This window comes from Microbacterium luteolum (assembly GCF_039533965.1).
Classification (GTDB): Bacteria; Actinomycetota; Actinomycetes; order Actinomycetales; family Microbacteriaceae; genus Microbacterium; species Microbacterium luteolum.
In genome coordinates this window covers 1,187,429-1,200,081 of sequence record NZ_BAAAUN010000001.1, presented here as the reverse complement: position 1 = coordinate 1,200,081, position 12,653 = coordinate 1,187,429, and the positions used below count along the sequence as shown (strand labels likewise).

General features: G+C 69.9%; 12 protein-coding genes and 1 riboswitch. Of the genes, 2 read left to right on the top strand and 10 right to left on the bottom strand.

Annotated elements, in window-relative coordinates; genetic code table 11:
- Positions 1–3: 3 nt before the first annotated feature.
- From ABD648_RS05905 to ABD648_RS05875, 7 genes are all read right to left on the bottom strand, one after another.
- Positions 4–357: a Fe-S protein gene (locus ABD648_RS05905; protein ID WP_282214045.1), complete on the bottom strand. Its 354-nt coding sequence runs from the start codon at positions 355–357 to the stop codon at positions 4–6.
- A 53-nt stretch (positions 358–410) separates the two neighbouring features.
- Entirely contained in the window at positions 411–884 is a 474-nt protein-coding gene (ribH, locus tag ABD648_RS05900) for a 6,7-dimethyl-8-ribityllumazine synthase (RefSeq protein WP_282214044.1), read from the bottom strand.
- Complete coding sequence (gene ribA, locus ABD648_RS05895) at positions 881–2,149, bottom strand: GTP cyclohydrolase II (protein WP_282214043.1); 1,269 nt, start codon at positions 2,147–2,149, stop codon at positions 881–883. Before ribA ends, ribH begins: the two co-directional genes overlap by 4 nt.
- Positions 2,146–2,841, bottom strand: coding sequence for a riboflavin synthase (locus ABD648_RS05890; RefSeq protein WP_282214042.1), 696 nt, complete (start codon positions 2,839–2,841; stop codon positions 2,146–2,148). Before ABD648_RS05890 ends, ribA begins: the two co-directional genes overlap by 4 nt.
- Positions 2,841–3,884 carry a bifunctional diaminohydroxyphosphoribosylaminopyrimidine deaminase/5-amino-6-(5-phosphoribosylamino)uracil reductase RibD gene (ribD, locus tag ABD648_RS05885; RefSeq protein WP_282214041.1) on the bottom strand — a complete coding sequence of 348 codons (1,044 nt, stop codon included), beginning with the start codon at positions 3,882–3,884 and terminating at the stop codon, positions 2,841–2,843. Before ribD ends, ABD648_RS05890 begins: the two co-directional genes overlap by 1 nt.
- 73 nt (positions 3,885–3,957) lie before the next feature.
- Positions 3,958–4,103, bottom strand: a riboswitch (FMN riboswitch).
- Between the two features lie 68 nt (positions 4,104–4,171).
- Positions 4,172–5,035: an Fpg/Nei family DNA glycosylase gene (locus ABD648_RS05880; protein ID WP_282214040.1), complete on the bottom strand. Its 864-nt coding sequence runs from the start codon at positions 5,033–5,035 to the stop codon at positions 4,172–4,174.
- Positions 5,036–5,101: 66 nt separating this feature from the next.
- A complete protein-coding gene (locus ABD648_RS05875; RefSeq protein ID WP_282214039.1) occupies positions 5,102–5,665 on the bottom strand; it encodes a GNAT family N-acetyltransferase in 564 nt (187 codons plus the stop codon).
- A 61-nt stretch (positions 5,666–5,726) separates the two neighbouring features.
- Between ABD648_RS05875 and mfd the strand changes: the two genes are divergently transcribed.
- On the top strand, positions 5,727–9,302 hold the full coding sequence (gene mfd / locus ABD648_RS05870) for a transcription-repair coupling factor (protein ID WP_282214038.1): 3,576 nt from the start codon (positions 5,727–5,729) through the stop codon (positions 9,300–9,302).
- Here mfd and ABD648_RS05865 read toward each other — a convergent pair.
- Both ABD648_RS05865 and ABD648_RS05860 read right to left on the bottom strand, forming a co-directional pair.
- Positions 9,289–9,654 (bottom strand): VOC family protein, encoded by a 366-nt coding sequence (locus ABD648_RS05865; RefSeq protein WP_282214037.1) that lies wholly within the window; start codon positions 9,652–9,654, stop codon positions 9,289–9,291. The two genes, mfd and ABD648_RS05865, sit on opposite strands and share 14 nt — an antisense overlap.
- A 33-nt stretch (positions 9,655–9,687) precedes the next feature.
- A complete protein-coding gene (locus ABD648_RS05860; RefSeq protein WP_282214036.1) occupies positions 9,688–10,533 on the bottom strand; it encodes an alpha/beta hydrolase in 846 nt (281 codons plus the stop codon).
- 35 nt (positions 10,534–10,568) lie between these two features.
- On the opposite strand from ABD648_RS05860, the gene ABD648_RS05855 reads away from it, so the two are divergent.
- A complete protein-coding gene (locus tag ABD648_RS05855; protein WP_116636907.1) occupies positions 10,569–11,171 on the top strand; it encodes a gamma carbonic anhydrase family protein in 603 nt (200 codons plus the stop codon).
- A 23-nt stretch (positions 11,172–11,194) separates the two neighbouring features.
- Here the strand turns inward: ABD648_RS05855 and gdhA are convergent, their stop codons facing one another.
- Positions 11,195–12,565, bottom strand: a complete 1,371-nt coding sequence (gdhA, locus tag ABD648_RS05850) for an NADP-specific glutamate dehydrogenase (protein WP_282214035.1) — start codon at positions 12,563–12,565, stop codon at positions 11,195–11,197.
- Between the last annotated feature and the right edge of the window lie 88 nt (positions 12,566–12,653).

The window sequence follows — 12,653 nt, the reverse complement described above, 5'->3', positions numbered from 1 at the left end:
CGCTCAGCGCCAGAGCAGCGCGAGAGCGGCGTTCGTGACCGCCAGGATGCCGATGAGCCAGAACACTGGCGACGGCACGGCCGCCCCCCGCTTCTGACGCGCCATGCCGATGCCGAGCATCGCGCCGATGACCAGCAGGATGACGAGCTTCGTGCCGATCTTGACGTAATTGAGGTCGTAGTCGATGCCCCACGGCGCCGCCAGGGCGAGACCGGCGAGACCGGCGATGGCCAGGCCGTAGTCCATGATCTTGGTGATCTTGCGCTCTCCGCCGAATGCCTGCGCGGCCCAGGAGCCGAAGAGCACGGCGAAGCCGATGAGGTGGACGAGCACGACGATCAGGCGCAGGGTCTCCATGCGCTCACCGTAGCGATGCCGACCGATATTCCGCCAGCAAGGCGAGGCTGACCTCAGCCGCGAAGCTCGCGTACCAGGAGGGCAGTCCGCAGCGCAGCATCCGCGGCTTCGGCGCCCTTGTCCTCCTTGGAGCCCGCAAGCCCCGCACGGTCGAGCCCCTGCTGCTCGTCGTCGAGGGTCAGCACGCCGAACCCGACGGGCTTGCCCGCATCGAGCGAGACCCGCGTGAGGCCGTCGGTCGTCGCCGCCGACACGTACTCGAAGTGCGGTGTGCCACCGCGGATGATGACGCCGAGAGCGACGACCGCATCCGCTCCGCCAGCGAAGGCGGCCTGCGCCGCGATCGCCAGCTCGAACGACCCGGGCACGCGCACCACGCGGTGCGTCGCCTGGGCCTCGTCCAGCACGCGCTCGGCTCCGGCGATCAGGCCGTCGGAGATCGCCTCATGCCAGGTGCCGGCGATGATCACGACGTTCAGCCCGCGGCCGTCGATCTTCTCGGTCTTCGGTGCTCCTGCGCCGCTCATTCGTGGTCCTCTCCGTGGGCGAGAGCCTCTGCGAGCTCGTCCGCGCCGATGATGTGACCCATACGGTCACGCTTGGTCTCCAGGTACTGGTGGTTGTTCGGGCCGACGCCGACGATCAGGGGCACCTGCTCGATGATGTCGAGTCCGAGCTCGCGCAGCTGCGTCACCTTGTCGGTGTTGTTCGTGAGCAGGCGCACGCGCGAGACCCCGAGGTCGTTCAGGATGCCGGCCGCCGCCGCGTACTCGCGGGCATCGGCGGGGAGGCCGAGCGCGAGGTTGGCGTCCACGGTGTCGAGGCCCTCCTCCTGGAGGCTGTAGGCCCGCAGCTTGTTGATGAGCCCGATTCCGCGTCCCTCGTGTCCGCGCATGTAGACGACGACGCCGCCCTCCTTCTCGATCGCGTCGAGTGCCGCGTCGAGCTGCGGCCCGCATTCGCACTTCAGGGAGCCGAAGGCCTCGCCGGTCAGGCACTCCGAGTGCACGCGCACGAGGGCGGTGTCGGTGAGCTCTCCGGAGACGACCGCGAGGTGGTCGGTGCCGGTGACACGGTCCTTGTAGGCGAGGAAGCGGAACGTGCCGTGGGTCGTGGGAACGGTCGCGTCGGCGCGCAGGCTCACCCGGCGACCACGAACAGCCTTCGGCGTCGCGCCCTCGGGATCGATCTCGTTGAGGTGCGCGATCAGCTGCTCGATCGTGATCACCGGGACGCCGTCGCGGGCGCCGAGCTCGAGCAGTCCGGGGAGGCGCATCATGCTGCCGTCCTCGGCCACGACCTCGGCGATTCCGCCGACCGGCTGGAGGCCGGCGAGCTTCATCAGCTCGACCGCCGCCTCGGTGTGTCCGCTGCGCTCGCGCACGCCGCCGTCGACGGCCCGGAGCGGCAGGACATGACCCGGTCGGATGATGCTCGTCGCGGTCGACGCCGGGTTAGCCAGCACGTTCAGGGTGTGGGCGCGGTCGTGTGCGCTGATGCCGGTGGTGACGCCCTCCGCGGCATCCACGCTCACGGTGTACGCGGTGGAGCGGGCATCCTCGCTCGCGGCGACCATCGGCGGCAGGTTCAGGCTGTCGGCGAGATCGGCGGGCATGGGGGCGCAGATGAAGCCCGACGACCAGCGCACGGTCCAGGCGACCCACTCGGGGGTGGCGAGCTCGGCCGACAGGATGACGTCGCCCTCGTTCTCGCGGTTCTCGTCGTCTGCGACGAGGACGGGACGCCCGGCGCGCAGCGCTTCGAGGGCCTCGGGGATGGTGGAAAGGCTCATCGCGAGCCTCCTTCCGGTGCAGCGGCGGTGGTCGGCCGGAACGCGAGCAGGCGCTCGACGTGGCGGGCGAGGATGTCGGTCTCGAGGTTGACGCGGTCGCCCACGGCACGGGTGCCGAGAGTGGTCGCGGCGAGGGTCTCCGGGATCAGCGAGATCTCGAACCAGTGGCCGTCCTGGGTCCCTGAATCTCCCTGGGTCCCTGAGTCTGCCTGGGTCCCTGAGCTCGTCGAAGGGGCGGCGCTGACCGCGCTCACCGTGAGCGAGGTGCCGTCGACGGAGATCGAGCCCTTGTCGACGACGAGCGGGGCGAGATCGTCCGGCAGGCTCACGCGCAGCACGCTCCACTGGGCTCCTGGACGCACCTCGAGGACCTCGCCGACTCCGTCGACGTGGCCCTGCACGATGTGGCCGCCGAGACGCGCGCCGACGGGCATGGCCTTCTCGATGTTCACGCGCGTGCCGACGGTCGCCCCGCCGATCGCGGCGACGTCGAGGGTCTGCTTCATCACGTCGGTGTCGAACGTGTCTGCGGTGGATCCCACGACGGTGAGGCAGACGCCCGACACGGCGATGGACTCGCCGTGCACGGCATCCGCCGCGGCCTTGGGGGCGCGCACGGTCAGACGCCAGCCGTCGCCTGAGGGCGCGATCGCGGTGATCTCGCCGATCTCCTCGATGATTCCGGTGAACATCAGTCGGTTCCTTCGTTCTGAGAGAGAGGGTCGTCGGCGGGCCGCGCGATCGCGAGCAGGTCGGGACCGAGGGGGAGCCATTCCGTCACGGTGAGGCGGCGGGCCTGGTCGATCGAGGCGACGCCGATGTCGGTCAATGCGAGGCGGTCGCCGCCGAGCAGGACGGGGGCGATGTAGGCGAGCACGCGGTCGGCGAGACCGGCGGCGATGAACGCGCTGGCCAGCGTCGGGCCGCCCTCGACGAACACGCTCTGGATCCCGCGGGCGTGCAGATCGGCTGTGACGGCCTGCAGATCGTGGGTGTCGTAGAACAGGGGCGGATGCGGATGCCGGTGCACCGCGGCATCCGACGGCGTCGGACGCGTTCCGATGACCACGGGGATCGGCTGGTTCGGGTACAGCGCGTCGCCGTCCCGCGCCGTGAGCGCCGGGTCGTCGGCCAGCACGGTGCCGGTGCCGACCGCGATGGCGTCGGCCTGCGCGCGACGGAGGTGCACGTCGGCCCTGGCCGCGGGACCCGTGATCCACTGGCTCGAGCCGTCGGCGGCGGCAGCCCGCCCGTCGAGGCTCTGCGCCCACTTCACCGTGATGTGCGGGCGGCCCAGACGCTGAGCGGTGAGCCATCCATCGATCAGTGCATGTGCGGCATCCGCCTGCTCGCCCGACTCGACGCTCACGCCGGCGGCGCGCAGACGCTCGGCTCCGCCACCCGAGGCGACGCCGGGGTCGTCGAGCGCGTAGACGACGCGGGAGACGCCGGCTTCGATGAGCGCCACGGCGCAGGGGCCGGTGCGTCCGGTGTGGTTGCAGGGCTCGAGAGTCACGACCGCGGTCGCGCCTCGGGCCGCGCCGGGAGCGAGCTTCGACAGCGCGTCGACCTCGGCGTGCGGCGTGCCGGCACCGTGGTGCCAGCCCTCTGCGAGCACCTCGCCGTCGGGGGAGAGGATGAGTGCACCGACCTGCGGGTTCACGCCGCGCGGGCCGCGGGCGGCGAGCTCGAGCGCACGGCTCATCGCCTCGCGCTCTGTCCCGTTCACTGCCATCCGTCGTCCTCCTGTGAGGCTCCGGAGCTTCTCCTGATCGGAGAGGGGAGACAGAAGGCGCGCACAGCTACGCCTCGTGCTGCCTCCCTTCCGGACTAGCGAGGTCTCCCTCACATCACCGTCGGTCCCGGAATTCCACCGGATCGGCATCTCGGATGGACCGAGACGCTCGCGGACTGTCACCGCCGGTTCGGATTCTCACCGACCCCGGAGCACGTTTGATGCTCTGAGTGTACTCAACGCGTCTGAGGACATTTCATTCCGCGTCATCGAGCGGCGCGTGCTCGTCACTTGAGCAGCCGCGAGAGACGGCGATCGGCGAGCACCTTGCCACCCGTCTGGCACGTCGGGCAGTACTCGAGCGAGCGGTCGGCGAAGAACACGCTGCGCACGGTGTCGCCGCAGACCGGACACGTCTCACCCCGTCGGGCGTGCACCTGCATGCCCCGGCGCTTGGCGTCCTTGAGGTCGGCGGGCGGCTTGCCGGATGCCTCGGCGACGGCTTCGGTCAGGGTCTCCTGCATCGCGGTGAACAGCCGATCGACCTCGGCGTCGTCGAGCTTCCCTGCGATGGCGTACGGCGACATCTTCGCGGCGTGCAGGATCTCGTCGGAGTATGCGTTGCCGATGCCGGCGATGACCGCCTGGTCGCGCAGCAGGCCCTTGATCTGCATGCGGCGATCCGCGAGGAGAGCGGCGAACGCGTCGCGCGTGAACCCCGGATCGAGCGGGTCGGGGCCGAGCCTCGCGATGCCGGGGACCTCCTGCACATCGCGCACGACGTAGACGGCGAGAGACTTCTTGGTCCCGGCCTCGGTGAGGTCGAACCCGCTGCCGTCGTCGAAGGCGATGCGCAGCGCGATCGGCGATTTGCCCGGCTTGATCAACGTCGCCGGCAGCGCCTCGTACCAGCGCAGCCAGCCGGCCTTGGCCAGATGGAACACGAGGTGCAGGTCGTCGCCGCAGGACAGCACGACGAACTTGCCGAGCCGAGCGGATGCCGTGACCTCGGCACCCTGGAGAGCGGAGATCGGAGGATCGTAGGTCTTCAGCGCGGCGATTGCCGCCACGCTCGCGCGGGTGATCGTGCGCCCGACGGCGCGCTCGCCGAGGAACGCGGTGAGTCCCTGGACCTCCGGCATCTCGGGCATGGTGTCATCCTGCCATCGGCATCCGACACTGTCACTCGAGCACTGTCACGTGCCTACGGCCGGCGTTCAGAGCACCGGCCACGCCACCGGGGTGCGGTCGTCGTCCACGAGCAGCCCGGCGATCCAGCCGTCGTCGCGACCGCGGGGACCCGTGAGCGCCTGGCGCTGCAGACCCTCGTACTGGAACCCGAGGGCTCGGGCGGCACGCGCGGAGGGCTCGTTCCCGGCGACGGCCTGCCAGCGGATGCGGACGAGTCCCAGCTCGGCGAAGCCCCAGTCGATCACCGCGCGGGCGGCCTCGACGATGTATCCCCGGCCTCGAGCGGATGCCGTCACCCAGAACCCGATCTCGGCGTGTGCGCCGGCGTGGTGGGTCTCGATGTCGTGCAAGCCGATCATGCCCACGAGGATGTCGTCGGCGAAGATGGCCCAGACGGTCTCCTTCCCCTCGGCCCACCATCCGGTCACGAGCTTCACGAAGTCCTCGGCGTGCTCACGTGTGTACGGACTCGGCACCGTCGTCCAGCGCGGGATCTCCGGGTCCTGGCATGCCGCCTCGATCGCGGCGATGTCGGCCTCGGTCGGTGCGCGCAGCACGAGTCGTTCGGTGGTGAGGGTGACCGTTTCCATCCCGACAGCCTAGTGAGCGTGCGCGCGCCGCCATGTCGGTGGGCGCGACTAGTCTTGTCCGGTGACTGTTCCGGGGATTCTGCGCGCCTTGGAAGAGGCGTCTCTGTACCGTGACGCCCTCAGCTGGGCGCACACCGACGCCGACCTCGGCCTGGTCGACGGACTCGACGCTCCGGCGCTGGCCGGGCTGCTCGAGAAGCGCGGTGCCGCGGGGCACCCCTCGGCTCTGCTCGCCGTCGCGCCGACCGGCCGCCGCGCCGAGAGCCTCGCGCATGCGCTCGCGGCCTACCTCCCGACAGCCGAGATCCTCACGTTCCCCGCCTGGGAGACCCTCCCGCACGAGCGGCTGAGTCCGAGCCCCGACACCGTCGGACAGCGACTGCAGACGCTGCGCCGGATCGCCGAGTGGTCCGGCGACCATCCGCTCGTCGTCGTCGCCTCGGTGCGCGCGGCGCTGCAGCCGATCGCGGGCAACCTCGGCGAGATCGCGCCGCTCGAGCTCGTGACCGGCAGCCGGGGGAACGAGCTCGACCATGTCGCCGAGCAGCTCGTGGAGCGCGCCTACTCGCGGGTCGACATGGTGTCGCGTCGCGGCGAGTTCGCCGTGCGCGGCGGCATCCTCGACGTCTTCCCTCCCACATCGGAGCACCCGTACCGCGTCGAGTTCTTCGGCGACGAGATCGATCAGATCCGCGCGTTCTCGGTCGCCGATCAGCGCTCGCTGCCGGGAGACATCCCGGGTGTCGACCTGCCCCCGAGCCGCGAGCTGCTGCTCACACCTGACGTGCGCGAGCGGGCACGCGCCCTGATCGGCGGGTTCCCGGCGATCTCGGGGATGCTCGAGAAGATGGCCGAGGGCATCCCGGTCGAGGGCATGGAGTCGCTGCTCCCCGCCGTGTCGGGTCCGCTCAAGTCGCTGGCCGAATACCTGCCGGCCGGGAGTGCGACGGCCGTCGTCGACCCGGAGCGCTCGACCGCGCGCGCCATCACCCTCGGCGAGACGAACCGCGAGTTCCTCGACGCCGCGTGGAGCGCGGCCACGTCGGGAGCCTCGGCGCCGATCGATCTCGGAGCCGGCGACTTCCGCACGATCGCCCAGCTGCGCGAGGTCGTGCGCGACCGCGGCGGCGTCTGGTGGCGGCTGAGCCCGTTCGGGGCTGGACTCGGCGAAGGCGATGCCGAGGCGACGAACCTCGATGCCGCCGTCATCCCGTCGTTCCACGGCAACGTCGACGGCGCGATCTCGTTCGTCGAGGCGAAGGTCTCGGACGGCTGGCGGGTCGTCGTCATCTCCGCGGGTTCCGGACTCGTCGATCGGGCGCGCGACGTGCTCGCCGACCGCGGCATCGCCGCGCGCGTCGTCGAGTCGCTCACCGAAGCTCCGGAGGCCGGGATCGCGACACTCGTCACCGGTTCGGTCGAGGCGGGCTTCCAGATCTCCGAGGCGAAGCTCGCCGTCCTCACCGACAACGAGTTCTACGGCCGCACGATCGGCGGCGACCAGCGTGTTGTCAAGAAGCTCGCCTCGCGCCGCAAGAACGTCGTCGACCCGCTGCAGCTCAAGCCCGGCGACCACGTGGTGCACGCCACGCACGGCATCGGCCGCTTCGTCGAGATGACCAAGCGCGAGGTGTCGACCGGCGGACGCAACGCCACCAAGTCGATCCGCGACTATCTCGTCCTGGAGTACGCGCCGTCCAAGCGCGGCTACCCCGGCGACAAGCTGTACGTGCCGACGGACCAGCTCGATCTGCTGTCGAAGTACGTCGGCGGCGAGGCCCCGACGCTCTCCAAGATGGGCGGCAGCGACTGGTCGCAGGCCAAGGGCAAGGCTCGCAAGGCCGTGCGCGACATCGCCGTCGAGCTCGTAAAGCTGTACTCGGCGCGGATGAGCGCGAAGGGGCACGCCTTCGGACCGGACACCCCCTGGCAGCGCGAGCTCGAAGAGGCGTTCCCGTTCGCCGAGACTCCCGACCAGCTGCAGACGATCGACGAGATCAAGGCCGACATGGAGCGGCCCATCCCGATGGACCGCCTGCTCTCCGGAGACGTGGGCTTCGGCAAGACCGAGGTCGCCGTGCGCGCCGCGTTCAAGGCGATCCAGGACGGCAAGCAGGTCGCGATGCTCGTGCCGACGACCCTGCTCGTGAAGCAGCACATGGAGACCTTCACCGAGCGGTTCGCCGGATTCCCAGTGAAGGTGCGGGCGCTGTCGCGGTTCCAGAGCGACAAAGAGGTGCGTCTCACGCTGCAGGGCCTGCTCGAGGGCTCCGTCGACATGGTCATCGGCACGCACCGCATCCTCACCGAGGGCATCGTTTTCAAGGACCTCGGCCTGATGATCATCGACGAGGAGCAGCGGTTCGGTGTCGAGCACAAGGACACGCTCAAGAAGCTGAAGACAAACGTCGACATCCTCGCGATGAGTGCGACGCCGATCCCTCGGACGCTCGAGATGGCGGTCACCGGCATCCGCGAGATGTCGACGCTCGCGACGCCGCCGGAGGACCGGCATCCGATCCTCTCGTTCGTGGGGCCCCGCAGCGACAAGCAGATGGCGGCGGCCATCCGTCGCGAGATCCTGCGCGAAGGTCAGATCTTCTTCGTGCACAACCGGGTGCAGTCGATCCAGCGGGTCGCCGCCCAGCTCGCCGAACTCGTGCCGGAGGCCCGCATCGCCGTCGCGCACGGGCAGATGGGGGAGCACCAGCTCGAGCAGGTCGTCGACGACTTCTGGGAGCGCAAGTTCGACGTGCTCGTCTCGACGACCATCATCGAGACCGGGCTCGACATCTCCAACGCGAACACGATCATCATCGATCGCGCCGACAAGTACGGCCTCAGCCAGCTGCACCAGCTGCGCGGTCGCGTCGGTCGTGGGCGCGAGCGGGCCTACGCCTACTTCCTCTACGACGAGATGAAGCCTCTGTCCGAGACCGCCGCCGACCGCCTGCAGACCATCGCGGTGAACAACGACCTCGGTTCGGGCATGCAGGTCGCGCTGAAGGATCTCGAGCTGCGCGGCGCGGGCAACATGCTCGGCGCCGAGCAGGCCGGTCACATCGCCGGCGTCGGCTTCGACCTGTATCTCCGCATGATCGGCGAGGCCGTGGCGACGTTCCGCGGCGACGAGGTCGAGAGCGGGCAGGAGCTGCGCCTGGAGCTGCCGCTCGACGCGCGCATCCCCGAGTACTACATCGACAGCGAGAGGCTGCGTCTCGAGGCGTACCAGAAGCTCTCGGCGGCATCCGCGGCCACGGCGAAGGACGAGGCGATCGATCAGGTCATCGAGGAGCTCGTCGACCGTTACGGCACGCCGCCGGAAGAGGTCGAGGGGCTGCTCGCGATCTCGCGCCTGCGCCGCCGCGCCGCGCGCGCGGGGCTGACGGATGTCGTGGTGATGGGGTCGAATCTGCGCATCGCCCCGGCACGCCTCGAGGACTCCATCAAGGTGCGGCTGCAGCGGCTGTACCCGAAGGCGAAGCTCGTCTCCGGCGGCGAGGCGCTCGTGGTGCCGATGCCGATGGTGGCGGCCGACGTGGGCGTGGGGCTCGAGCCCCTGCCCGACGCGCAGCTGCTCGAGTGGGTCGGACAGCTCTTCACCGCGATCTTCCCGGAGCCGGTCAAGGTCGAATAGCCGTCGCGACGTAGAGCAGGTTGCCGTCGGGGTCTCGCACCTGAGCGACGCGCTCGCCCCAGGGGAGATCCTCGGGCGGAGCGACGGATGCCGCGCCGGCAGCGAGTGCTGCAGCGTAGGTGGCATCGACATCGTCGGTGTAGAACCAGACGGCGATCGCGTCGCCGCGCGCGATGTCCGCTTCGAGCCCGATGCCGATCTGCCCGCCGCCCACCGCCAGGGCCACGTAGACGTCGACCCCTTCATGGTCGTAGCGGTAGGTGACCTCGGCGTCGAACGCCTGTTCATAGAACCCGCTGAGTTGCGGCAGGTCGGGCGTGCGGAGGATGGGAAAGAGCCGGTCGATGACCATGCAGGGGAGAGTAGATCGGTCGCTCAGCCCGTGTCAACGCTCATCGCGCCAGAGCCAGCGCAGCGCATCCGGGAGGATGACGCCGCCGTGATTCGGATGGTGGCCGCCGTCGCCGACAACGAGGCGGACATCGGTTCCCGCCCGGGTCAGGGCCGCGGCGGTCTCGAGGTTCTCAGCGAACCAGTTGTGATCGCGATCGTTCCAGCCGAGGTCGCGATGGGCGGCATGCAGAAAGACCCGCAACGGGCGGCCCTCGCCGGAGCGGAGGAGCGCGGGGTAGGGGTTGCCGCTCGGCATCTGCGCGAAGCTCCCGTTGAACGAGATGACCCGGCGGATGCCGTCGGGGCGCTGCCACGCGGCCGTGAGGGCGCCGTTCCCACCGGAACTCCCTCCGCAGATCCCGCGTCGGTCCGGCTCGGGCCTCAGCGCGTGCGTCTCGGCGACCCGGGGTAGCACCTCGTCCAGGAGGAAGCCGGCGTAGCGCGCATCTGCCTCGTCGTACTCCGCGTTGCGGTTCTTCGGGTTCGTGGCGTCCGGGAAGACTCCGGGGTCGACGAAGACGGATACGAGTGAGGGGATCTCGGCGCGATGCGCGAGGTTGTCCAGCACGATTCCCGCTCGGACATCGCCGGCCGGATCCAGGTACCACCAGCCGTCGTTGAAGACCATGACCGCCGCCGGGGCAGCAGCATCGTGGCCGTGCGGCGCATGCACCCAGATCTTGCGCACCGTACCGGGATACGCCACGCTGTCGACGATCTCGAAGGTGCGGATGGTTCCGGCGCGTACGTCGTCGCCACGCCTCGAGTCGGGGCCGTAGGCGTAGCTGACGGCATCCGCCTGCAGTGGCAGTGCGCGAAACGGAACGATCTCGGTCATCGCTCGAGCGTACCGAGCAGGACTAGTCTGGCCGCATGTTGTACGAGCACCTCGGGGCTCGGCCCCGGATCCATGACACCGCCGTCATCGCTCCCACCGCCGTGATCTCCGGCGACGTGGAGATCGGCCCGGACTGCCAGGTGCTGCACGGCGCCGTGATCACCGCGGAGGGCGGACCGATCACTCTCGGTGAGAACGTGATCGTGATGGAGAACGCCCTCATCCGCGCCACGGCCGCCAACGCGGTGCACATCGGGGCGCACACCCTCATCGGCACGCTGGCCAGCATCGCCGGCGCGACCGTCGGCGAGGAGGTCTTCTTCGCCTCGGGCGCCCGCATCTTCAACGGCGCGCTGGTCGGCGACCGCTGCGAGGTGCGGGTCAACGCCATCGTGCATCGACGCGCGGTGCTCCCGGAAGGGACCGTCGTCCCGATCGGCTGGGTGGCGGTCGGCGACCCCGTGCAGCTGCTGTCACCCGACCGGGAGGCCGAGATCACCGCCGCGCAGCCGGAACTCGACTTCCCCGGCCACGTCTTCGGCGTCGACCGCGACACCCCCGACCTGATGGTGCAGCTCACCGAGCGCTACGGCCGCTCGCTCGCCCGGCACGCCGACGACCGGCAGGTCGGCGGCTGACGGCATCCGCTCTGCGCCTGCGATCAGATGACGCCCTGGGCGAGCATCGCCGCGGCGACGCGCTCGAAGCCGGCGATGTTCGCTCCAGCGACGTAGTCTCCCGGCCGGCCGTGACGCTCGGCGGCGTCGAAGGCGGCGCGGTGGATGTCGCCCATGATCTCGCGCAGCTTGTTCTCGCTGTCGTGGAACGTCCAGCGCTGGCGCGAGGCGTTCTGGCTCATCTCCAGCGCCGAGGTCGCGACACCGCCGGCGTTCGCGGCCTTTCCGGGAGCGAAGAGCACCCCGGCGTTCTGGAACGCGTCGACCGCGGCCGGCTCGCAGGGCATGTTCGCGCCCTCGGAGACCGCGCGCACGCCGTTCGCGATCAGCGCCTCGGCGTCGGCCAGGCTCACCTCGTTCTGCGTGGCGGACGGCACGGCGATGTCGACCGGCACCTCCCACACGCTGCCGCCCTCGACGAAGCGGGCGCTCGGGCGACGGTTCGCGTACTCGACGATGCGGGCGCGCTCGACCTCCTTGAGCTGGCGGAGCAGATCGACGTCGATGCCGGCGTCGTCGACGACGTAGCCGGAGGAGTCGGATGCCGTGACCGGCGTTGCGCCCAGCTGGGTCGCCTTCTGGATCGCGTAGATCGCGACGTTGCCCGATCCCGAGATGCCGACGCGCTTGCCCGCGAGGGAGTCGTCGTGCACGGCGAGCATCTCCTGGGCGAAGAACACGGCGCCGTAGCCCGTGGCCTCGGTGCGCACCTCGGCGCCGCCCCAGCCCGTGCCCTTGCCGGTGAACATGCCGGACTCGTGGCGGTTGGTCACCTTGCGGTACTGCCCGAAGAGGTAGCCGATCTCGCGTCCGCCCACGCCGATGTCGCCGGCCGGCACGTCGGTGTGCTCGCCGAGGTGGCGGTAGAGCTCGTTCATGAACGACTGACAGAACCGCATGACCTCGGCGTCGGACCTGCCGTGCGGATCGAAGTCCGACCCGCCCTTGCCGCCGCCGATGCCCTGACCGGTGAGCGCGTTCTTGAAGATCTGCTCGAACCCGAGGAACTTGATGATCGAGAGGTTCACCGAAGGGTGGAAGCGCAGACCGCCCTTGTAAGGCCCGAGCACCGAGGAGAACTGGATGCGGTAGCCGCGGTTGACCTGCAGCCGACCGGCATCATCGACCCACGGCACGCGGAACAGGATCTGACGCTCCGGCTCGACCAGACGCTCCAGGATGCCGCCGTCGACGTATTCCGGGTGCTGCTCCAGCACCGGCGAGATCGAGTTCAGCACCTCGTGCACGGCCTGGTGGAACTCGGGCTCGTACGGGCTCCGCGAGAGCACCGTGTCGAAGACGGGCTGCACGGCGGGGGAGAGCGGGTGGAAGTCGACGGAAGACGTAGCGGTCACGCGAGGTGGGCTTTCTGGTGGGGGATGAGGGCGCAGGCGATCGTGTCGCGTGAGGGAGAAGGGCCGGATCCGACCGGTATTTCACTCT

Bases quoted from the DNA above. Each gene is read 5' to 3' on its own strand.
- ABD648_RS05905 (WP_282214045.1), bottom strand. From the start codon at position 357: ATGGAGACCCTGCGCCTGATCGTCGTGCTCGTCCACCTCATCGGCTTC.
- ribH (WP_282214044.1), bottom strand. From the start codon at position 884: ATGAGCGGCGCAGGAGCACCGAAGACCGAGAAGATCGACGGCCGCGGG.
- ribA (WP_282214043.1), bottom strand. From the start codon at position 2,149: ATGAGCCTTTCCACCATCCCCGAGGCCCTCGAAGCGCTGCGCGCCGGG.
- ABD648_RS05890 (WP_282214042.1), bottom strand. From the start codon at position 2,841: ATGTTCACCGGAATCATCGAGGAGATCGGCGAGATCACCGCGATCGCG.
- ribD (WP_282214041.1), bottom strand. From the start codon at position 3,884: ATGGCAGTGAACGGGACAGAGCGCGAGGCGATGAGCCGTGCGCTCGAG.
- ABD648_RS05880 (WP_282214040.1), bottom strand. From the start codon at position 5,035: ATGCCCGAGATGCCGGAGGTCCAGGGACTCACCGCGTTCCTCGGCGAG.
- ABD648_RS05875 (WP_282214039.1), bottom strand. From the start codon at position 5,665: ATGGAAACGGTCACCCTCACCACCGAACGACTCGTGCTGCGCGCACCG.
- ABD648_RS05865 (WP_282214037.1), bottom strand. From the start codon at position 9,654: ATGGTCATCGACCGGCTCTTTCCCATCCTCCGCACGCCCGACCTGCCG.
- ABD648_RS05860 (WP_282214036.1), bottom strand. From the start codon at position 10,533: ATGACCGAGATCGTTCCGTTTCGCGCACTGCCACTGCAGGCGGATGCC.
- ABD648_RS05855 (WP_116636907.1), top strand. From the start codon at position 10,569: ATGTTGTACGAGCACCTCGGGGCTCGGCCCCGGATCCATGACACCGCC.